This is a genomic window from Mycobacterium colombiense, from assembly GCF_001665835.1.
GTDB lineage: Bacteria > Actinomycetota > Actinomycetes > Mycobacteriales > Mycobacteriaceae > Mycobacterium > Mycobacterium colombiense_A.
The window spans coordinates 86,000-106,961 of the sequence record NZ_LZSX01000072.1; the positions used below are offsets into that span (position 1 = coordinate 86,000).

Consider the following 20,962-nt stretch of genomic DNA (forward strand, 5'->3'; position numbering starts at 1 on the left):
GCGTTAACCGATATTGGGCACCGGCTCGGCGACCACCCGCCGGGGGAGCTCGACGGGTTCCACAGTCGGCTCGAGGCATCCGACGGTCTCTTCGGCCGCTCCCTCGCTGATGCCGAACCGGTCGTGCAGCCACGCCAGCGGTCTTGGCGCCCACCAATTCCACCGGCCCATCACATGCATGAAGGCCGGCACGACCACCATCCGCACCAGCGTGGCGTCGGCGATCACGGCCAGCGTCAGGCCGAGGCCGAACATCCGCATGAACGAGACGTGGGCGGCGATCAGCGCGGCGAACGACATCGACATCACCAACGCGGCCGCGGTGATCACCCGACCGGTGCGGGCGACGCCGAGCGCCACGCTTTCGTCGTTGGCGACGTGGGCCTGCTTCGCGGTCGGCCTCGCCGGCCGGGCGGCGCCGGACGCCAGCCAGTACTCGCGGATCCGGGAGAGCAGGAAGACCTCATAGTCCATGGACAACCCGAAGGCGATGCAGAACAGCAGCACCGGCATGTTGGCCACCAGCGTCCCGCTCGGCGTCGTTCCGAGCGCACCCAGATGGCTGTCCTGGAAGATCCACACCAGCGCGCCGAACGCCGCGGTCAACGACAGGAAGTTGCAGGCGAGCGCCTTGGCCGGCAGCAGCACGCTGCCGGTGAGCAGAAACAGCAACACGAAAGTGATCGCCGCCATCAACCCGAGGACCAGCGGCAGCCGGTCGGTCACGGCGTCGACGCTGTCGCGGTTGACCTGGGCCAATCCGCCCATCTCGACGGATCGGCCCGCGGGTCCGGGCACCGCATGCAACCGCTTGAGCTGGGTGTCGTTCGCTGTCGAAAACAGCGGGGCCGTGCTGGTGACGGTCAGAAAGGCGCTGCCGTCGGCCAGCCCGGTGGCCCCGGCCGGTGGCCCCACCCGGTTGCCGGCCGCGAAGGTGCCCCCGGGTGCTGCCACCGCGGACACGTCGGCAACCCGCGACAAATCGGCGGCGTAGTTGTTGAAGTCCCCCGGGTTCAGGCCCGTGGCATCGGGGATGACGACGGGCACCGACGTCGCCGAGTCGTGCGCGAAATTGCTGCGCAGCTGATCACCCACCTGATGCGCCGACGCCGAGCGCGGCAGCACCCGGTCGTCGGGGAAGCCCCACGTCACGCCGAGGAACGGGGACCCGAGCAGCAACAGCAGTGCGACGACGGTCAGGCCGATCGGCGCCCAGCGGCGCATCACGAACTTGGTCGACCGATACCAGAACAGCTGCTCGACGGGTTTGTGCACCGGTTCGGGGCGGTGCAGCGCCCGACGCACCAGCCGGCGTACGTCCAGTGTGTCCAGCCTTGGGCCCAACAGCACGATCGCGGCCGGGGTTATCACGATCGAAGCGACCGCGACGAAGGCGACGGTCGCGACGCCGGCGTAGGCGAACGACTTGAGGAAGTACATCGGGAAGGCCACCGTCGCCGACATCGACAACGCCACGGTGATCGCGGAGAACAGTACGGTTCGCCCGGAGGTGGCCATGGTCCGGATGAGCGCTTCGTCGCGGTCGTGGCCCTCGGCCAACTCGTCGCGGTAGCGGCTGACGATCAGCAGGGTGTAGTCGATGGCCAGGGCCAGGCCCAGGGCGGTGCTCAGGTTGAGGGCGAAGATCGAGACTTCGGTGGTGAAGGTGATGAGGCGCAACACCGTCATCGACCCGACGACGGCCAGCGCGCCCAGCGCCATCGGCAGCGCCGCGGCCAGCAGCCCGCCGAACACCCAGATCAGCACCAGGAAGCTCAGCGGCAGCGCGATCATCTCCATGACCAGCAGGTCGGCCTGGTTCTGCGTGTTGATCTGCGCGTACTGCATCGCCGCGCCGCCCGCGCGGACGGTGACGCCGTCACGGTCGTGGATGAATTGGTCCGCCAATGTCTGCGCGTTGCTCTGGGCGTAGTTCTCGCCGCCCTTGAGGTTGACCACGACGAGCCCGGACTTGCCGTCGCGGCTCACCAGGTCAGCCGAGGCCTGGGGAGGTGCGCTCCAAGGCGAGGAGACGTTGTAGACCAGCGGGGACTTCTGCAGCTGGTCGACGAGGTCGGTGCCCACCTTGCGCGCCTGTTCGCTGTTGGTGCCCCCGGGGGCGGTCACCAGGATGAGCACCTGCTGGCCGCTCTGCCCGAACTTGTCGCTCAGCACGCTGATGGCGTACGCCGACTCGGAGTCCGGGTCTTGGAAGCCGCCCGGCGACAGGCTCTTGGCGACGGGGACACCGAAGATGGCGGCGGCGATGAAAACCAGCACTCCGGTCGCGATGATGCGGCGCGGCGCCCTGATGGCGGCTCGGGCGATTCTTTGCAGCATGTCGTGCCCTTCCGCCTGCCGGTGCCCCATTGCGCTGGCCGCTGGCTTATCCGCGACAACCTAACAAACGCTAATTTCCACGCGTCCAACAGTGTTCTCTTTAAGCACGCAATCGGGTGCCCGGAACGTTCAACGCCGCGTTTTAAACCGCGCCGACTGTAAGAGTCCGGCCAGAAAAATGTGCGGTAACTAAGCAGCTCACGGCATAATTCGCCGCGCGGGCGCCGGTCAACCTACTTGCCGGTAAATTGCCAAGGTTTTCCGAATCGTGACTCAAAGATTCCTTAATGGTGGCCCATACGCTCAGTGTCATGTGGATCGACGACACAAGTGCCGACGTCATCAAAGTTGACTTCGAAGCCCTCTACCACGGCGACGTGCTGGTGGAAGGCGAGACCTCGGAGCAGTTCGACGAACTGCAAGCGGCGAGCTGAGGCAGACCATGAGCATGCTCGCACGGCTGTTGATGGCCGAACCCAACGTCAGCCGGTGGTTCCGCAAGTAACCATTGGTCCCGGTTTTCACGAAAGCCCCCCGCGGATGCGGGGGGCTTTCGTGTCTCCGACGTGGTTCGGCTCAGCGAGGAGCCATCCGGATGGCGCCATCGAGACGGATGACCTCGCCGTTGAGCATCGGGTTCTCGACGATGTGGACGGCCAGGGCGCCGTACTCGTCGGGGTCACCCAGCCGGGCCGGGTGCGGCACCTGCTTGCCCAGCGAGGCCTGCGCCTCCTCGGGCAGCGAACCCAGCAGCGGCGTCTTGAACAGGCCCGGCGCAATGGTCACTACGCGGATGAGCTCGCGCGACAAGTCGCGCGCGATCGGCAGGGTCATGCCGACGACGCCGCCTTTCGACGCCGAGTAGGCCGCCTGGCCGATCTGGCCCTCGAACGCGGCGACCGAGGCGGTGTTGATGATGACGCCGCGCTCCTCGCCGACCGGCTCGGTCTTGGCGATGCGCTCTGCGGCCAGTCGCAGCACGTTGAAGGTGCCGATCAGGTTGACCCCGATGACCTTCTTGAAGCCGTCCAGCGGGAAGGGGCCGTCCTTGGACAGCGTCTTGATGGCGTTGCCGATACCGGCGCAGTTGACGTTGATGCGCAGCGTGCCCATCGACTCCGCGGCGTCCAGCGCCTTGCCGACGGCGGCCTCATCGGTGACGTCGGCCTCGACGAAGCGGGCGCGATCGCCCAGCTCGCGGACCGCTTCTTCGCCGCGCAGGTCGATGACCACGACCTGGGCACCGCGGTCGAGCAGTCGCCTGGTGGTGGCCAGGCCCAGGCCCGACGCTCCCCCGGTGACGACGGCAACGGCGTCTTTGATCTCCATCCGAGTCCTTCCTGATTCGCTCGAGTCCAGCCAACTGGTTGGTTGGGACTATACCCAGTCCTTGAGTACCGCTTCGGCGTCGGCCACCGGCGCCGCGGGACGCGGTGTCTCCGGCGCGGTGCGGGAGAACCGCGGCGCCGGCAGCGGTTGCAGTCCGCCGTCGACCTCGTAGAAGGTGTTCCGCTCGGTGATGTGCGGCTCGGTCTGTACCTCGCCGAACGCCAGGATCGGCGTCACGCACGCGTCGGAGTCGGCGAATACCTTGGCCCAGTGGTCGCGGTCCTGGCTGCCGAACTTCTCGGTCAGCACCGCCCGCAGTTCGGGCCAACGGCTGACGTCGTTCTGGCCGGGCAGGTCGGCGCCGTCCAGGCCGAGCCCGGTCAGCATGGCGGCGTAGAACTGTGGCTCGATCGCGCCGACCGCGACATAGCGGCCGTCGGCGCATTCGTAGGTGTCGTAGTAGGGGGCGCCACCGTCGAGCAGGTTGGTGCCGCGGGCGTCGGTCCACATGCCCGACGAACGCATCTGCCACATCATCTGGATCAGCACGCTGGAGCCGTCCACCATCGCGGCGTCGACGACCTGCCCCTTGCCGGAGGTCTGCCGCTCCCACAGCGCGGACAGGATGCCGAGCAGCAGGAACATCGAGCCGCCGCCGAAGTCACCGACCAGGTTCAGCGGCGGGACCGGCCGCTCGTTCGCCCGGCCGATGGAGTGCAGGATGCCGTTCAGCGAGATGTAGTTGATGTCGTGACCCGCCTGCTGGCTGCGCGGACCGGTCTGGCCCCAGCCGGTCATCCGGGCGTAGACCAGCCGGTCGTTGACCTTGGCGCAGTCCTCGGGACCCAGGCCGAGTCGCTCGGTGACGCCGGGACGGTAGCCCTCGATCAGCACGTCGGCCTTCGCGATCAGTTTGAGGACGAGGCCGCGGCCCTCGTCGGACTTCAGGTCGGCGGTCACCACCCGCCGGTTGCGCATCATGGCGTCCTTGGCGACGCCGCCGGGACCCGACGACGGACGATCGATGCGCACCACGTCGGCTCCCAGATCCCCCAGGATCATCGCCGCATGCGGGCCGGGGCCGATGCCGGCCAGCTCGACAACACGCAGTCCCTTCAACGGTCCAGCCACGATCCACCGACCTTTCGTCTGCTCTGACGCCGTTGACCGTTCGCAACCGAACAACCGGTCGTTCGACATCTTCGCAGCCGTGCCGGAAGGCCGCGCAGCCCGGTCACTTATGGTGAGCCCATGCCTACCTCCGCGATCGCCACCCTCGCCCCAGTCGCAGGCCTGGACGTCACGCTGTCCGACGGCGTGTTGTCAGTGACCATCGACCGGCCCGACAGCCTGAATTCGCTGACCATTCCGGTGATCACGGGCATCGCGGACGCGATGGAGTACGCGGCGACCGACCCCGAGGTCAAGGTGGTGCGGCTCGGCGGCGCCGGACGCGGCTTCAGCTCCGGTGCGGGCATCAGCGCCGACGACGTATCCGACGGCGGCGGCGTCCCACCCGACGAGATCATCCTCGAGATCAACCGGCTGGTGCGCGCGATCGCCGCGCTGCCGCACCCGGTGGTCGCCGTGGTTCAGGGCCCCGCCGCCGGCGTCGGTGTCTCCATCGCCCTGGCCTGTGACGTCGTATTGGCTTCGGAGAGCGCATTTTTCATGCTCGCCTTCACCAAGATCGGGTTGATGCCGGACGGCGGCGCGTCGGCGTTGGTGGCGGCCGCGGTCGGCCGGATCCGGGCCATGCAGATGGCACTACTTCCCGAACGGCTGACCGCCGCCGAGGCGCTGTCGTGGGGCCTGGTCACCGCGGTCTACCCGGCCGGCGAATTCCAGGCCGAGGTGGACAAGGTGATCGCACGGTTGCTGGGCGGCCCGGCGGTCGCCTTCGCCAAGACCAAGCTGGCGATCAACGCGGCCACCCTCACCGAGTTGGACCCGGCCCTGCGGCGTGAGTTCGACGGACAGTCGGTGCTGCTGAAATCCCCCGACTTCGTCGAAGGCGCAACGGCCTTCCAGCAGCGGCGCACCGCCAACTTCACCGACCGCTGAGCGCATAGCGGTCATCGGCCGCAACGCTTAATCACCTCTCGATGCGGTAATCCTCCTCGTCAGACTCCCAATAGCTGACAAACGACGGAGGATCGATGCCCGAACAGGTGCGGTGCCTGGTGACCGGAGCGACCGGCTACATAGGCGGGCGCCTGGTGCCCCGCCTCCTGGATGAGGGCCATCACGTTCGGGCCTTGGCGCGCAACCCCGACAAGCTGGCGCAGGTGCCCTGGCGGCAACAGGCGGAGGTGGCACGCGGTGACCTCGGTGATGTCGATTCACTGATCGCCGCGTTCGACGGCATCGACGTGGTGTACTACCTCGTCCACTCGATGGGCACCTCAAAGGATTTCGCCGCCGAGGAAACCCGCGCCGCGCGCAACGTCGTGACGGCCGCGCGGCGCGCCGGGGTGCGGCGGCTGGTGTATCTGAGTGGGCTGCATCCCGAAAACAGCGATCTCTCACCGCATCTCGCGTCGCGCAAGGCCGTCGGGGACGCGCTGATCGGCTCAGGTGTCGACACGGTCGTCTTGCAGGCCGGGGTGGTCATCGGCTCGGGGTCGGCGTCGTTCGAAATGATCCGGCACCTCACCGACCGGTTACCGGTGATGACCACGCCGAAGTGGGTGCACAACAAGATCCAGCCGATCGCGGTGCGCGACGTGCTGCACTACCTGGCCGCGGCGGCGACGGCCCCGGTCCCGAAGTCGCGCACCTGGGATATCGGCGGGCCCGACGTGCTGGAGTACGGCGACATGATGCGCGTCTACGCCCAAGTCGCGGGGTTGGGCAATCGCTACCTGTTCGTGCTGCCGTTTCTCACCCCGGCCATCGCCAGCCTCTGGGTGGGCACCGTGACCCCGATTCCGCCCGGGTTGGCGCGGCCGCTGGTCGAATCGCTGGAATGCGATGCGGTGATGCGCAATTCGGACATCGACGGCATCATCGGGCCGCCGTCGGGCGGCCTGATCGGCTACCGGCGGGCCGTGGAACTCGCGCTTGCCCGCGCCGCGCGTGGCGTCCCCGAACCCACTTGGTCGTCGTTGCGGTCCGAACCGGCCGCGGCGCTGCCCACAGACCCGGCCTGGGCGGGCGAGATCGTCTACACCGATGTGCGCACCGCCACGACCAACGCCGAACCCGCGAACGTCTGGAAGGCGGCGGAGGACGTCGTAAACTCACGGGCAGCCAACTGGAAGGTCGAGGAGCGCACAGCGGGAACCCTGTTGCGGCTGCGCTCCACCAAGCGGGCCCCGGGACGGGAGTGGCTCGAGATTGCCGTCACGCGGCAAGGCGATCGCGGGAGCCGGTATACGCAGCGGTCGGTCTTTCTGCCGAGGGGCATTCCGGGGCGGGTGTACTGGTTCTTCGTTCGGCCAGTCCGCACCGCCGCGATGCGTGCGCTCGCGCGTGAGGTCGTTGGTTCGGCCCGATAGCCGGCATTAGACCCCGAACATCGGCGGCAGCACCAGCACCATGATCAGTCCCCACACGGAATGCGTCAGCACCGGGGCCAGCACGCCGCCGCTGGCGCGACGCTCCAGCGCGCACACCGTTCCGAGGATGATCGCGGCGAAGCCCAGCATGGGGTTGCCGCTGGCCATGGTCGCCGCGGTGTACAGGACGGTCGAGATCAGCACCGGGTGATGGCGGCCCAGCGCCGTGTAGAGCGCGCCGCGAAAAAACAGCTCCTCGGCGACGCCGTTGATGACGGTGATCAAGACGACCAGCAGAAAAGATCCTTGATGCGCGTACATCAGCACCCGGGTGATCAAGGTTGCGACGGCCGGGATTTCGCGGGCGATCAGTCCGCCGACGACGAACGCCCCACCGACCAGCAGGCCGACGCTGGTGCCGGTGATGACCGGCCGCTGGTTGCGACCCCGCCAACATATGCCGCCCAGGTGCAGCGGCCCGGAGGTCAGCGCTCCGGCGGTCCACACTCCCGCCAGCACCAGCATCAACCAGTAGAAGCTGGACTCCCCCGGATGGCGCCGCAGCGAATACCCCAGCACGGCCGCACCGATCACCAGCGTGATCGCGACGACGATGCGCCGGCGCCGCACGATGGCCGGCGATTCATTATGGGGCACAGCAACATTGGTGACCGCACGGCGCAACTCCGTGAAGACACCGGTGCGGTACGGACTCGTCGACTGGGTCATGTGGTACGCACCTTCGGGGTCAGGGCGATCAGGATGTCGAGGCCCGTGCGCACCGCTCCGGCCACCGGACCGGGGACCCGGTTCACCAGCCCCAGGGTCGGCCGCACGATGGAGGGGGTGACTCGCCGGGCGAGTCGGCGGATGCGCAGCGCGTCGCCGCCGGCCCAGGTGGGATCGGTATCAGCGAGGTGGTGCGGATCGGTCAGGGCGTTGACGGGTCGCGGCCGGTGCGTCGACTGGCCGGCCACGGCCAGGGCTATGGACTCGTCGACGCCGAGCAAGCCGCCGGGCGGGTCGGGAACGCGCTCGCGCAGGCCGCTGGTGGAGGCCACCATCGGGTGGTCCAGCGATTCGACCAGATCGCCTGCCAGCCCTTGGGGCACCGGCAGCGCGACGCCGGTGATCAGCGACGCCAGCGAGGTGTCGACCCTGCCGACCGGCAGTCCGGTGTGCCAGCGGCCGGAGACGCGCGCATACGCCCTGAGCAGGCCCCGGTAGGAGGTGGTGTCCGGGCCGGCGATGTCGTAGGCCCCGGCGGGCACCAGGTCGCGGTCGGTCGCCGCGACGAGATAGTGCAGTACGTCGCGGATGGAGATCGGGTCGATCGGGTTGTCCATCCAGCTCGGGATCGGGATCAGCGGGAAGCGGTCACCGACGTAGCGCATCATCTCGAACGACGTCGAGCCGGCGCCGATGATGATCGCCGCGCCCAGCCACACCAGCTCGGGGCCGTCCGGGATGCTGAGCGCCTCGGCCACCTCGGCCCGGCTGGTCAAGTGCTCGGATAAGTCTTCATCGGCGGGCACGAAGCCGCCCAGGTAGACGATGCGTTGCACCCCGGCGTCGCGGGCCGCGGCCGCGAAGTTTGCCGCCGCGGTCTTATCGGCGTCGCGAAAACCGGGCTGGCCGATCGCGTGCACCAGGTAATACACCACGTCAAGGGGCCCGCAGCTGGCGAACGCGGAGGCCAACGATGCGGGCTCGGCGGCATCCAATTTCACCGGTGTGACGTCGTCGAACCAACCGAAACGCTTGAGGCGCGCCGGGTTTCGCGTCGCCGCCGCCACCTGGTGCCGATCAGCCAGCAGCGCGGTTACCAGCCGTGATCCGACATAACCGGTGGCACCGGTTACCAGAGCCCGCATACCCCGACCCTAGCCGGACGACGCTGCACGCCGCGCGCGGCGTGCGGAGGAGTCGGACAACAATTGCGCCGAGCGGCCCGACCGCGCGGTGGGCGTTTGAACCGGCGGCGCGGCGGCACCGTCATCCCTACGTGGACCATCGGGGAAGCCCTGATTTCGCCGGCTCGACGGGCATTGCGCTGAAAGATCCGACCATCGCCGGGGTGGCGGTGAAGTTTCCACCCACTCGCTATACCCAAAGCGAAGCCATCCAGGCGCTGACCGACCTCGCCGGTCCGGACTTTCAGCGTTTCGCGCGCAGCAGCGGGGTCGCGTTCCGCAACACCGCGTTGCGGCTGCCCCGCTACCGCGAGCTGAGCGGATTGACCGGGGCCAACGACGCCTATCTCGAGGTCGCGCTCGACCTGGGCGAGCAGGCGCTGCTGGCCGCCCTGGACCAGGCCAAGGTCAAGCCGTCGGAGCTCGACATCGTGTTTTCGACGACGGTCACCGGGCTGGCGGTGCCGACGCTGGAGGCGCGGCTCGCGACGCGGGTCGGGCTGCGCCCGGACGTCAAACGCGTCCCGCTGTTCGGGCTGGGCTGTGTGGCCGGCGCGGCCGGCGTGGCGCGCATGCACGACTACCTGCGCGCGTTCCCGGTCCAGACGGCCGCGCTGCTCGCGGTGGAACTATGCTCGCTGACCGTTCAGCGCCAAGACAAGTCGGTCGCCAATCTCGTCGCCACCAGCCTGTTCGGCGACGGCGCGGCCGCGGTGATCACCGAGGGCGCCCACCGGGCGGGCCGGGAGCACACCGGCCCACGCGTGGTGGCGACGCGCAGCCGCATCTATCCCGACACCGAAGAGGTGATGGGCTGGAAGATCGGCGGTGACGGCTTCCGGATCGTGCTGTCCGCCGACGTGGCCACCATCGCCGATAAATACCTCGGCGACGACGTCCGCGAATTCCTCGCCGACCACGGGCTGACCCCCCGCGACGTGCAGACCTGGGTGTGCCATCCGGGCGGACCGCGGGTGATCGAGACCGTCGAGAGCGTCCTGGACCTCCCCGAGGACGCTCTCGACCACACCCGAACCTCATTGCGGGAGAACGGCAATCTGTCGTCGGTCTCGGTGCTCGACGTGCTCGCGGCGAACATGGCCGATCCGCCGGCGCCGGGGTCGATCGGCCTGATGATCGCGATGGGTCCGGCGTTCCGTTCCGAGCTGGTACTGCTGGCCTGGTAGAGCTGGTAAAGACTGTAGCCATGTATTACCTGCTGGTGCTGGCGGTCGGACTCGAGCGCGTCGCGGAGCTGGTGGTGTCCACCCGCAACGCACGTTGGTCGTTTACCAAGGGCGCCACGGAGTTTGGCCGATCGCACTATCCGGTGATGGTGATCATTCACACCGGGCTGCTGGTCGGCTGCCTCGTCGAACCGTGGACGCTGCACCGGCCCTTCATCGCATGGCTGGGCTGGCCGATGCTGGCGGTGGTGGTGGCCAGCCAGGCATTGCGCTGGTGGTGCATCGCGACGCTGGGGCGGCGATGGAACACCCGGGTGATCGTTCTGCCGCAGGCGCCGTTGGTGCGTCAGGGTCCCTACCGCTGGCTGCACCATCCGAATTATGTTGCAGTGGTGGCTGAGGGAGTGGCGTTGCCGCTGGTGCATACTGCATGGCTGACCGCCGCCGTTTTCACGCTGGCCAACGCCGCGCTGCTCTGGGTGCGCCTGCGGGTGGAGAACTCCGCGTTGGGTTACACGTGAGCGACTACGACGCGGACCTGTTGATCGTCGGTGGCGGACCGGGCGGGCTGGCCACGGCGTTGCATGCTCGACGCCTTGGACTTTCGGTGATCGTGGCCGAGCCGCGCGACGGCCCCATCGACAAGGCCTGCGGCGAGGGGTTGATGCCCAGCGGGCTGGCCGAACTGACGTCGCTGGGCGTGGATCCCGTCGGCATGCCTTTCCACGGGATCGCCTACGTGAGTGAACGACGGCGGGCCCAGGCGCGCTTTCGCAGCGGGCCGGGACGCGGCGTGCGCCGCACCACGTTGCACGCAGCGCTGGCCGCGCGGGCCAAAGAGCAAGACACCGACTGGATCCGCACGCGGGTGACCAGCGTCGCGCAAGATGCCCACGGCGTCTCGGCCGCCGGTGTGCGCGCGAGGTGGTTGGTGGCGGCGGACGGATTGCATTCCCAGGTCCGGCGCGCGGTCGGAATCACGGCGACGGCCGGGACACCGCGGCGCTACGGCGTGCGGTGGCACTACCGGGTGCCGGCATGGTCGGAATTCGTCGAGGTGTACTGGTCTCGCTGGGGCGAGGCTTACGTGACGCCGGTGGAGCCGGATCTGGTCGGTGTGGCGATCCTGTCGCGTGGCCGGCCCGACCTGGCCTGGTTCCCGCGGCTGGCCCGCCAGCTGCACGGGGCCGGCCAGGGGCAGCACCGCGGTTGCGGCCCGCTGCGGCAGGTGGTCTCGAGCCGGGTCGCGGGGCGCGTGCTGCTGGTCGGCGACGCGGCCGGCTACGAGGACGCGCTCACCGGCGAGGGCATCAGCTTGGCGCTCAAACAGTCCTCCGCGGCCGTCGACGCCATCGTCAACGAGACGCCGGCGTCATACGAGCAGGCCTGGCACCGGATCACCCGCGATTACCGGCTGCTCACCCGCGCGCTGGTACTGGCCAGCACGCCGCGAGCGGTGCGGCGCGCCGTCGTCCCGACGTGCACGCTGCTACCACCGGTGTTCGCCCGCGGCGTCAACATCTTGGCCGGCTAGCGCCCCGTCACCCGGCTAGCGCGCCTTCCAGACCGGCTCCCGCTTCTCGGCGAACGCCAGCGGTCCTTCCTTGGCGTCCTCGGATCTGAGCAGCGCCTTCATCTCGCGCATGGTGCGCTCCCAACCCGGTTCGTCACCGACGACGACGCCGTCGTCGACGCCATAGGCGATCCGCTTGCTGGCCTGCACCGAGAGCGGCGCGTTGACGGTGATCCGCGCGGCCAGCGACAGCGCGGCGTCCAGCACCGAGCCCTGGGGGACGACGTCGTTGATCAGGCCCCACTCGCAGGCGGCGGCCGCGGTGAGCGGCTCGCCGGTCAACAGCAGCCGCATACCCACCTTGCGGGGCAGCTGCTCGGCGATGCGGAACACCCCACCGGCGGCGGCGATCAGCCCGCGCTTGACCTCGGGCAGGCCGAACTGCGCCCGTTCGTCGGCCACCACCAGGTCGCTGGCCAGCGCCAGCTCGGTGCCACCACCCAGGGCGGTCCCGTTCACCGCCGCGATCGTGGGCTTGTCGATGAAGTGGTGGACGTATCCGGCGAATCCCCACTCGGGATGGTCGGGGTGATAGATATTCTCCCGCCGGGCAATTGCCTTGAGGTCGGCGCCGGCGCAGAACGACTTGTCGCCCGCGCCGGTGACCACCACCGCCCGCACCTCGGGGTCGTGCTGCGCATCTTCGAGCGCATCCCCGAGGCCGATGCTGACGGCGGCGTTCACCGCGTTGCGGGCTTCGGGCCGGTTGATGGTTATCACCATCACGTTGCCCCGGCGTTCGGCCAGGGCCCCCGGCTCCTGGGTCACAACAGTTCCACGATGGTGGCGTTGGCCTGGCCGCCGCCCTCGCACATGGTCTGCAGGCCGTACTGAATTCCCTTGTCCCGCATGTGGTATAGCAGGGTGGTCATGATCCGGGCACCGGATCCGCCCAGCGGGTGGCCCAGCGCGATGGCGCCGCCGTTGGGGTTGAGCTTGTTCTCGTCGGCGCCGATGTCCTTGAGCCAGGCCAGCGGAACCGGCGCGAACGCCTCGTTGACCTCGTAGGTGCCGATGTCGCCGATGGACAGCCCGGAGCGCTTCAGCACCTTCTGGGTCGCCGGGATGGGCGCGGTCAGCATGATCACCGGGTCCGCGCCGGCCAGGGTCGCGGTGTGCACCTTGGCGATCGGCTTGAGCCCGAGTTCCTTGGCCTTCTCGGCGGACATGAACAGGATCGCGGCCGAGCCGTCGGAGATCTGCGACGAGTTGCCGGCGTGAATCACGCCGTCTTCCTTGAACGCCGGCTTCAGCGAGGCCATCTTCTCCATCGGCGTGCCGCGGCGGATGCCTTCGTCCTTGAGCACTGTTGTTTTTTCGTGGCCGTCGGCCACATTGATGCCCACGATCTGGTCATCGAAGGCGCCGGCATCCTGTGCGGCAGCGGCCTTTTCGTGCGAGTCGAGGGAGAACTGGTCGAGCGCGGTGCGGTCGAACCCCCACTGCTCGGCGATCATCTCCGCGCCGATGCCCTGGTTGGGGATCTGGCCTTCGTAGCGGTCCAGGAAGGCCTGCGGGTACGGCCGTCCGCCGTTGGCCAGCGATGCGCCCATCGGGGTCCGCGACATCGACTCGACACCGCCGGCGACCACGACGTCGTAGTGCCCGGCGATGACGCCGGCGGCGGCGAAGTGGATGGACTGCTGGCTGGATCCGCATTGGCGGTCCACGGTCACGCCCGGGACGGTCTCGGGCCAGCCGGCGGTCAGCAGCGCGGTGCGGCCGATGTCGAGGGCCTGCTCCCCCGCCTGCATGACGCAGCCCCAGATGACGTCGTCGACCAGGCCCGGGTCGACGCCGGCCTTGTCGACCAGGCCGTTGAGCACCTGTGCGGACAGATCCGCCGGGTGCACCCCGGACAATCCGCCGTTGCGCTTGCCGATCGGTGAACGCACTGCCTCGACGATTACGGCTTCAGGCATGGTCTTGTCTCCTTTGACACGTGGACTTCGAAAAGAGTGGAGTCTTGCGTTGATTGTCAACCAAGGGGTTGGGCGGGCGAAGCGCGGGGTGTCGTGGGGCCTGCGCGGCCCCCTCGACGGACGCCGAGGGACCGCGGGCCGAACCAGAAATTTGTTCGTTCATCTCGCGCGGATGTCACCATAATGGTGTCGGAGACCGCGTCATCCATACGTCACCTCAGTTGGCAGCGCCGGGAGCGTCGCGGCTCCTCGGACAGATGAGGCAGACGATGAAGCGGCTCAACGGCATGGACGCGATGCTGCTGTACAGCGAGACGCCGAACCTGCACACGCACACCCTGAAGATCGCGATCGTCGACGATCCCGACTTCACCTTCGAAGTCTTTCGCCGCACCCTGCTGCGCCGGCTGCATCTGCTGGACCCGTTGCGCTACAAGCTCGTTGACATTCCATGGCGACTGCATCATCCGATGTGGTTGCAGAACTGCGACGTCGACCTCGACTACCATCTGCGCCGGGTCGAGGTGCCCTCCCCCGGTGGCCGCCGCGAGCTCGATCTGGTGATCGGAAACATCGCCGGCACGCCGCTGGATCGCAGCCGCCCACTGTGGGAGTTCCACATCGCCGAGGGGATGGCCGATCACCGGCTGGCCATCATCGGCAAGATCCACCACGCGCTGGCCGACGGTGTCGCATCGGCGAACCTGCTGGCCCGCCTCATGGATGCCGACGGCACGGCGCAGGACGAACGCGACAACGACATCGGCTGCGTGCCGCCGTCGACAGCGGAGCTGCTGCGGGCCGCGGGGCGTGACCATCTCCAGCAGGCCGTCGCGCTGCCCGGGGTGATCACCGAAGCGCTGTCCGGCGCTCGCCGGCTGCGTCGCCGCGCCCGCCAGCGGGGCAAGCATCCAGACCTTGCCCGGCTGCTGCACGCGCCGCCGACATTCATGAACCACGTCGTCTCGCCGGGCAGAACGTTTGCGACCGCGACGCTCTCGCTGCCGCAGGTGAAACAGGTTGGCAAGAGCTTGCGGATCACCATCAATGACGTGGTGATGGCGATGACCGCCGGCGCATTACGAGAGTTGTTGCTGCGCTACGACGGTGGCGCGGACCGGCCGATCGTCGCTTCCGTTCCGGCGAGCACGGACCGCTCGTCAGACCGGATCAGCGGCAACGAACTCGGCGGAATGGCGGTCTCGCTGCCCACGCATATCGGCGATCCGCTGGAGCGGGTGCGACTGACGTCGGTGGCCACCACGATCGCCAAGGAAAACAACGAGCTGTTCGGTCCCGAGCTGTACGGCAAGCTGATCAGCTACCTGCCGTCGACCGCCGCTCCCGCCGCGTTCAAGTGGCTGGCCCGGCGCGACGCGAACAACAGGTTGTTCAACCTCCCGGTTTCCAACGTGGCGGGGCCCCGCCGGCCAGGCCACCTGTCGGGGGCTCCGGTCAGCGAGATTTACTCGGCCGGCCCGTTGATCGCCGCATGCGGCGTCAACATCACCGTGTGGAGCTACGTCGACCAACTCAACATCTCGGTCATTGCCGACGACCGCACCGTCGAGGATCCGCACGAGGTCACCGCCGCCATGGTCCATGCGTTTTCCGAGATCAGCACCGCGGCGGGGCTTTCCGGCGAGCCGGCGATGGTCGACAGGGCGATGCCCCCGGTCACGCTCAAACCCTGAGCGCCAACGCGCTATCCGAGGACGGGAAAGCGTCGCTCGCGAGCCAGGCCGTCCAGGGCGTCCTGCATGGCCGAACGGACGTGTGCGTCAACGTCGCCGGCCTCTGGTGCGTCGCCGAATTGGGCGGCGACGTCGATCGGCTCCAGGACTTCGCTGACGATCTTGGTCGGCAACGGCAGATTGGGCGGCAAGATCATGCTGAGCCCGAAGGGAAAGCCCCAGGTGATGGGGAGAATGTCGGACCGCCACCGCGACAGGCCCAACCGCTTCGCCAGCCACGTGCCACGGGTCAGGAAGAGCTGGCTCTCCTGGCCGCCGATGGAGACCAGCGGCACGATCGGCACGCGCGCGTCGATCGCCGACCTGATATATCCGGTGCGGCCGTTGAAGTCAATGACGTTCTCCGCGAGCGTCGGTCGGTAGGCGTCGTAGATCCCGCCCGGAAACACCAGCACCACACCGCCGGATCGCAGCGCCTTCGCGGTGTTTTTCGCGGTGGCGCGAATGACCCCGAGGCGGCCCAACCATCCAGACATGGGCCCGACGAACATCCCGTCGTGGCCGAGCGTGTACAGCGGACGCTCGTAGCCGAACCTGCGGTAGAACGCCGCGGCGAAGATCAGCACGTCGGGCGTGAGCATGCCGCCCGAGTGGTTGCCGATGACCAGGGCACCGCCATCGGGCGGCAACGATTCCAGCCCACGCACTTCGAAGCGAAACCATGCCCGTGCCAAAGGTTCTGCCGCGGCGACGAAGCGTTCGGTGAAGCCGGGATCCCACTCGCCGATTTCGCGGTCGCTCACGAAATCGGGGTGAATTCGAGGTGCAACTCGGACAGACCCCGCATCTGCCAGGTCGGGTCGTAGGTGTAGCTGCGGGCGTCCGGCGGCCCGTGCTTTGCCTCGGTGATGGTGATGTCCGCCATCCGGTCGAGTATGCGGTTCAGCGAGATTCGTCCCTCCGCGCGGGCCAACGGTGCGCCAGGGCAGGAGTGGTTGCCGCGGCCGAAGGCCACATGCTCGCGCACGTTCGGCCGGTCGATGCGGAACTCATCGGGCTGCTCGAACTTTCGTGCATCCCGGTTGCTCGCGCCGGGCAGCAGCATCACCGTGCTGCCCGCCGGGATGTCGGTGTCACCGATCGAGGTCGTGGTGCGGGCCATCCGGAAGTGGCACTTGACCGGACTCTCCATGCGCAGTGTCTCTTCGACGAAATTCGGTATCCGACTGCGGTCTTCGCGGAGCAGTTTCTGCAACTCCGGGTTCTCGGCGAGCGTGCGGACCCCGAAGCTGAGCAGCTTGGTGGTGGTCTCCTGACCGGCCGCGAACAGGAATGTCGCCAGCCGGACCACGTCGATGACTTCGGGAGTCGACTCGTCGGGGTACTTCGCCTGCGCCAGCTCGGTCAGCACGTCTTCGCGTGGCTGTCGGCGGCGTTCGGTGATGTGGGTGGTGAACTTCTCGTCGAGGTATTCCAGCGGATTGTGCGCGCGCGTCATCGAGTCGTCCTCGACACCACCGGAGAACTTGCCCGAGAACACGTTCCGAAACTCCTCATGATCCTCGATGGGAACACCCAGGAGGTCGGCGATCACCAACCCGGAGAACGGTCGCGCATAATCGTCGAGGAATTCACAACTGCCGCGGGACAGGAACTCGTCGAGCTGCTGATCGGCGAGCCGCCACATGAAGTCTTCATTTTCCTTGAGCCGCTTGGGCGTCAGCAGGCGACTGAGCAGACCCCGCGTGCGGGCATGCTCCGGTGGATCTTGAGTCACGATGTGTTCGCTCATCGGGATCTGCGAGCGATGTTGTTCGATCAGGCTGCCGATGTCGTCGCCCTCGGGCTCGAATGGCAACCCCGAAAACGGCCCGGCGACCGAGACACACGACGAGAACGCCGGATCTTTGTAGACGGCGAGCGCCTCGGAGTGTCCTGTCACCGCCAGCACGCCCTGATCGGGTCGCGGCAGCACCGGGCAGCGCGCCCGCAGATGATCGAAGTATGGGTACGGGTCCGGAATCAGGGACACGTCAGTGAAGAAATCAACCGATTCGAATTCGCTCAACAGAACTCCTAGGCATCCACGTAACCGCCCCCACCAACGTCAACCCGGGCGACGTAACCTCTCTTGCCAATCTAGAGCTGAACAAATATTAGGTCAAGCTGGCAGCCCGGGTTGCGGCCGCGTGATCGCCCGCTGCGCGCGGGGCCTACCCCACCGTCAGCGCTGTTGACGTCAGTTCTTCGGCGTTGTGTACAGCGACGGTCACCTGCAGTTCATTTCTCCTGGGCCGACGGCGCATATGGTCCCCGGATGTGAGCACTCCTGCACCCGGGCCCGGTTGGTGGCTGGCGTCAGACGGCAAGTGGTATCCCCAGCGATGGGAGAGCACCTTCATCTCGCACACCCATGAGTTGTTGGAAGCGGTCTTGGACGAGGCGAACCGCATGACGACGACCTACGGCGAGCAGGGCTGGGAAATCGTGGGATCCTCGGTGCAACGCACCCAAGTTGCCCACCGATTCAAGGAATACGACAGGGGCGGTGACCACTATTTCGAGTGGAGCATCGTCTGCACACTCAAACGGCCGCTGCCGCCGGGCCGAACCGAGATTGCCGCCACGCTCGCGATCAAGCCCGAAAATCGCGACCCTGACGGCAATCTCGTCGAAGGGTGATTCCTAGCCGGCGGGGTAGGCGACCGACTTGATCTCGGTGTACTGGTCGAACCCGGCGATACCGTTCTGGCGTCCCACGCCGCTCTCCTTGTAGCCGCCGAACGGTGTGTCGGCACCGTACGGGGCGCCGCCGTTGACGCCCATGAAGCCGGCCTTGATCCGGCGGGTCACCGACAACGCACGCTCGAGCGAACCCGCAAACACATTGCCGGCCAACCCGTACACGCTGTCGTTGGCGATCCGGATCGCGTCCTCCTCGTCGTCGAACGGGATGACCGACAGCACCGGGCCGAAGATCTCCTCCTGCGCGATGGTCATCTTGTTGTCGACGTTCGTGAAAAGCGTTGGCCTGATGAAATATCCCTTGTCGAAACCGGTTTCCGCGCCGGGTCCGCCGACCAGCGCCGTGGCGCCCTCTTCGACACCCTTCTTGATGTAGTCCGTCACGCGGTCGAACTGTCGTTGCGAGATCACCGGCCCACACAGCGTTCCGGGGTCCTGCGGGTCGCCGCACGTGACGTTCTCGTAGATGTTCTTGAGGATCTCGACGCCCTCGTCATAGCGGGACCGCGGCAGCAGCAGCCGGGTCGGGTTGGCGCAGCCCTGACCGGCGTGCATGCACGGCGCGATGCCGACCATGCACGCCGTCCCGAAGTCGGCGTCCTCCAGCACGATGGTGGCCGACTTGCCACCGAGTTCGAGGAACAGCCGCTTCATGGTCGCGGCGCCCTTCTCCATGATCCGCTTGCCGACCACCGTCGAGCCGGTGAACGAGATCAGGTCGACCTTGGGCGACAGCGTGAGCTCCTCGCCCACGAAGTGGTCCGACGCGGTGACGACGTTGACGACGCCGGCGGGGATGTCGGTCTTCTCGGCGATCAGGCGGCCGAGCCGGTTCGCGTTGAACGGGGTGTTGGGTGCCGGCTTGAGCACCACGGTGTTGCCGGTGCCCAGCGCCTGGCCAAGCTTGTTGAGGGTGACCTCGAACGGGAAGTTCCACGGCACGATCGCACCGACCACGCCCACCGGTTCCCGCCAGACCTTGCGGGTGGTCAGCGTGCCGGTCAGGCTGATCATCTTGTCGCCCAGGTCGGTTTCCCACGCGTACTCGTCGATCAGGCGTGCGGGGTATTTCAGCCCGTCTTCCAGCGGGGCGTCCAGCTGGGGTCCGAACGTGATGGCCCGCGGCGAGCCGACCTCGAGGATCAGTTCCTCGCGCAGCTCGTCGATCTCGGATTCGATCGCCTCGTGCAGCTGCAGTAGGCAGCGCTTGCGCAGCTCCTTGTTGGTCGACCAGTCGGTCTCGTCGAAGGCGCGCCGGGCGGCATCGATGGCCCGGTGCATGTCCTCCTTCGAGGCATCGGCGACCTCGCCGAGCGACTCTTCGGTCGCCGGGTTGATGTTCGTGAAGGTGCCGGCCTGCCCGTCGACGAGCTTGCCGTCGATCATCATCTTCGGCTCGAAGCGGACCTTTACAGCCTCAGTCATATCTGTCACTCTCTCTGACTCGTTAGAGGGGCGTCCCGCAGAGCGCTGGTTGCCCTACGGGGAGCCTTACTGGAAACTAGCCGATTGGCAAGTGGAGCCTCGGGCGGGGCCGGTTATTGGGGGTCGAAGAGCACCGGGACCGACGTCGGTGACCGGAAGACCTGGCCGCGAATGTGCGGGTCGGCCCCCTCGGGGTCCAGCCGCAGGTTCGGCAACCGGTCGAGCAGAAGGTTGATGGCGGTGCGCATCTCGAGCCGCGCCAGGTGCATGCCGAGGCAGACGTGCACGCCGTGCCCCCAGCCCAGGTGGCCCTTGGGCGAGCGGAAGATGTCGAACGAGTCCGGTTCGGGGTAACGGTCTTCCTGCCGGTTGGCGGCGCCCAGCATCGGCATCACGCTTGACCCGGCCGGGATCGGCACCCCGCCGAGTTCGGTGTCGCGGGTGGCGACCCGGGTGATGGTCAACAGCGGCGGTTCCCACCGCACGCCCTCCTCGATGGCCTGCGGCAGCAGCGAGCGGTCCGCGCGGATGGCGTCCAGCTGCTTGGGATCGGACAGCAGCGCGAGCAGCAGGTTGCCCAGCGCGCGGTAGGTGGTCTCCACCCCGGCGGGCAGCAGCAGGCGCAGGAACGAATAGATCTCCTCGTCTTCGAGCTTCTCGCCGTCGATCTCCGCCTGGGCCAGCGCGCTGATCAGATCGTCCTTGGGCTCGGCGCGGCGGGCCGCCAGGATCGGCGCGAAGTAGTCGCACAGCGCCGCCGAGGCGGCAAGTCCGCGTTCCGGATTCAGGATCCAGCTCAGCAGCGAGATGGACCAGCGCTGAAACTGTGGGTAGTCCTTCTCGGGCAATCCCAGCAGGCCGGCGATGATCTGACTGGGATAGTCGAAGGTGAATTCTTTGACCAGGTCGGCCTTGCCGTTGGCGGCGAACTTGTCGATCAGGCCATTGGCCACGCGTCCGACCAACTCGTCCTCCCAGCGCGCCAAGGCCTTCTGCGAGAACGCCTTTGACACCAGTGACCGCAGCCGGCCGTGTACCGGCTCGTCCATGCCGAGCATGACGCGCTCCCCCAGGACGGGGCCGAACGCCGCGATCACGGCCGCCGAGGAGAAGGTCTCGTTGTCGCGCAGCATCTGCTGCGCTTCTTCGTACCGGTAGACGATGAAGACGGGCTTGGATTCCTCATGGGGCATGCCGGAGGTGTCCAGGCGCTGAATCGGTTCCTCGCGACGCAGCCGGGCCAATTCGGTGTACGGGTCGCGCACGTCCCCGGAGACCGCATCGTCGAACGCGCCGAAGTCTTCTAGATCGTCGAAAAGTTGTTCCATGATTGC

At 67.6% G+C, this 20,962-nt stretch carries 19 protein-coding genes; 8 read left to right on the plus strand and 11 right to left on the minus strand.

Translation table 11 applies throughout. The features are described from left to right. Nucleotides 1-3: 3 nt before the first annotated feature. Nucleotides 4-2,340 (minus strand): MMPL family transporter, encoded by a 2,337-nt coding sequence (locus A5760_RS14380; RefSeq protein ID WP_064881993.1) that lies wholly within the window; start codon nt 2,338-2,340, stop codon nt 4-6. Between the two features lie 311 nt (nt 2,341-2,651). On the opposite strand from A5760_RS14380, the gene A5760_RS27590 reads away from it, so the two are divergent. Then, a complete protein-coding gene (locus tag A5760_RS27590) occupies nt 2,652-2,774 on the plus strand; it encodes a hypothetical protein (protein WP_003878506.1) in 123 nt (40 codons plus the stop codon). 142 nt (nt 2,775-2,916) lie between these two features. Here the strand turns inward: A5760_RS27590 and A5760_RS14385 are convergent, their stop codons facing one another. Both A5760_RS14385 and A5760_RS14390 read right to left on the minus strand, forming a co-directional pair. After that, nucleotides 2,917-3,669 carry a 3-hydroxyacyl-CoA dehydrogenase gene (locus A5760_RS14385; protein WP_064881820.1) on the minus strand — a complete coding sequence of 251 codons (753 nt, stop codon included), beginning with the start codon at nt 3,667-3,669 and terminating at the stop codon, nt 2,917-2,919. 48 nt (nt 3,670-3,717) lie between these two features. Then, a complete protein-coding gene (locus A5760_RS14390) occupies nt 3,718-4,800 on the minus strand; it encodes a CaiB/BaiF CoA transferase family protein (protein ID WP_064881996.1) in 1,083 nt (360 codons plus the stop codon). 120 nt (nt 4,801-4,920) lie between these two features. On the opposite strand from A5760_RS14390, the gene A5760_RS14395 reads away from it, so the two are divergent. Together A5760_RS14395 and A5760_RS14400 are read left to right on the plus strand one after the other, a co-directional pair. Then, nucleotides 4,921-5,733, plus strand: a complete 813-nt coding sequence (locus A5760_RS14395; protein ID WP_064881822.1) for an enoyl-CoA hydratase — start codon at nt 4,921-4,923, stop codon at nt 5,731-5,733. Between the two features lie 95 nt (nt 5,734-5,828). Further along, nucleotides 5,829-7,169 (plus strand): DUF2867 domain-containing protein, encoded by a 1,341-nt coding sequence (locus tag A5760_RS14400; protein WP_064881824.1) that lies wholly within the window; start codon nt 5,829-5,831, stop codon nt 7,167-7,169. A 6-nt stretch (nt 7,170-7,175) separates the two neighbouring features. On the opposite strand, the gene A5760_RS14405 is transcribed toward A5760_RS14400, so the two are convergent. Together A5760_RS14405 and A5760_RS14410 are read right to left on the minus strand one after the other, a co-directional pair. Further along, nucleotides 7,176-7,898 (minus strand): CPBP family intramembrane glutamic endopeptidase, encoded by a 723-nt coding sequence (locus A5760_RS14405; protein ID WP_064881825.1) that lies wholly within the window; start codon nt 7,896-7,898, stop codon nt 7,176-7,178. Beyond that, nucleotides 7,895-9,043: an NAD(P)H-binding protein gene (locus A5760_RS14410; protein ID WP_064881826.1), complete on the minus strand. Its 1,149-nt coding sequence runs from the start codon at nt 9,041-9,043 to the stop codon at nt 7,895-7,897. The genes A5760_RS14405 and A5760_RS14410 overlap by 4 nt, the downstream gene beginning before the upstream one ends. Nucleotides 9,044-9,174: 131 nt before the next feature. Here A5760_RS14410 and A5760_RS14415 point away from each other — a divergent pair, with 131 nt between their 5' ends. From A5760_RS14415 to A5760_RS14425, 3 genes are read left to right on the plus strand one after another with little or no spacing between them, the layout of a single operon-like run. Then, nucleotides 9,175-10,269 (plus strand): type III polyketide synthase, encoded by a 1,095-nt coding sequence (locus A5760_RS14415; protein WP_064881836.1) that lies wholly within the window; start codon nt 9,175-9,177, stop codon nt 10,267-10,269. A 20-nt stretch (nt 10,270-10,289) separates the two neighbouring features. Next, on the plus strand, nt 10,290-10,790 hold the full coding sequence (locus A5760_RS14420; RefSeq protein WP_064881838.1) for an isoprenylcysteine carboxyl methyltransferase family protein: 501 nt from the start codon (nt 10,290-10,292) through the stop codon (nt 10,788-10,790). Next, a complete protein-coding gene (locus A5760_RS14425) occupies nt 10,787-11,803 on the plus strand; it encodes an NAD(P)/FAD-dependent oxidoreductase (protein ID WP_064881840.1) in 1,017 nt (338 codons plus the stop codon). Before A5760_RS14420 ends, A5760_RS14425 begins: the two co-directional genes overlap by 4 nt. A 15-nt stretch (nt 11,804-11,818) precedes the next feature. On the opposite strand, the gene A5760_RS14430 is transcribed toward A5760_RS14425, so the two are convergent. Together A5760_RS14430 and A5760_RS14435 are read right to left on the minus strand one after the other, a co-directional pair. Further along, nucleotides 11,819-12,610, minus strand: a complete 792-nt coding sequence (locus A5760_RS14430; protein WP_064881843.1) for a crotonase/enoyl-CoA hydratase family protein — start codon at nt 12,608-12,610, stop codon at nt 11,819-11,821. Then, nucleotides 12,607-13,764, minus strand: a complete 1,158-nt coding sequence (locus A5760_RS14435; protein WP_064881844.1) for a thiolase family protein — start codon at nt 13,762-13,764, stop codon at nt 12,607-12,609. The genes A5760_RS14430 and A5760_RS14435 overlap by 4 nt, the downstream gene beginning before the upstream one ends. 269 nt (nt 13,765-14,033) lie before the next feature. Here A5760_RS14435 and A5760_RS14440 point away from each other — a divergent pair, with 269 nt between their 5' ends. Next, nucleotides 14,034-15,458, plus strand: coding sequence for a WS/DGAT/MGAT family O-acyltransferase (locus tag A5760_RS14440; RefSeq protein ID WP_064881998.1), 1,425 nt, complete (start codon nt 14,034-14,036; stop codon nt 15,456-15,458). An 11-nt stretch (nt 15,459-15,469) separates the two neighbouring features. Here the strand turns inward: A5760_RS14440 and A5760_RS14445 are convergent, their stop codons facing one another. Together A5760_RS14445 and A5760_RS14450 are read right to left on the minus strand one after the other, a co-directional pair. Further along, nucleotides 15,470-16,261 (minus strand): lysophospholipid acyltransferase family protein, encoded by a 792-nt coding sequence (locus tag A5760_RS14445; protein ID WP_082279474.1) that lies wholly within the window; start codon nt 16,259-16,261, stop codon nt 15,470-15,472. Further along, nucleotides 16,258-17,526, minus strand: a complete 1,269-nt coding sequence (locus A5760_RS14450) for a cytochrome P450 (RefSeq protein WP_064881846.1) — start codon at nt 17,524-17,526, stop codon at nt 16,258-16,260. The genes A5760_RS14445 and A5760_RS14450 overlap by 4 nt, the downstream gene beginning before the upstream one ends. Before the next feature lie 251 nt (nt 17,527-17,777). Here A5760_RS14450 and A5760_RS14455 point away from each other — a divergent pair, with 251 nt between their 5' ends. After that, nucleotides 17,778-18,140 carry a hypothetical protein gene (locus tag A5760_RS14455; protein WP_064881848.1) on the plus strand — a complete coding sequence of 121 codons (363 nt, stop codon included), beginning with the start codon at nt 17,778-17,780 and terminating at the stop codon, nt 18,138-18,140. Nucleotides 18,141-18,143: 3 nt separating this feature from the next. On the opposite strand, the gene A5760_RS14460 is transcribed toward A5760_RS14455, so the two are convergent. After that, complete coding sequence (locus tag A5760_RS14460; protein WP_064881850.1) at nt 18,144-19,628, minus strand: aldehyde dehydrogenase family protein; 1,485 nt, start codon at nt 19,626-19,628, stop codon at nt 18,144-18,146. A gap of 113 nt (nt 19,629-19,741) precedes the next feature. Continuing rightward, on the minus strand, nt 19,742-20,956 hold the full coding sequence (locus A5760_RS14465; RefSeq protein ID WP_064881851.1) for a cytochrome P450: 1,215 nt from the start codon (nt 20,954-20,956) through the stop codon (nt 19,742-19,744). Nucleotides 20,957-20,962 lie beyond the last annotated feature (6 nt).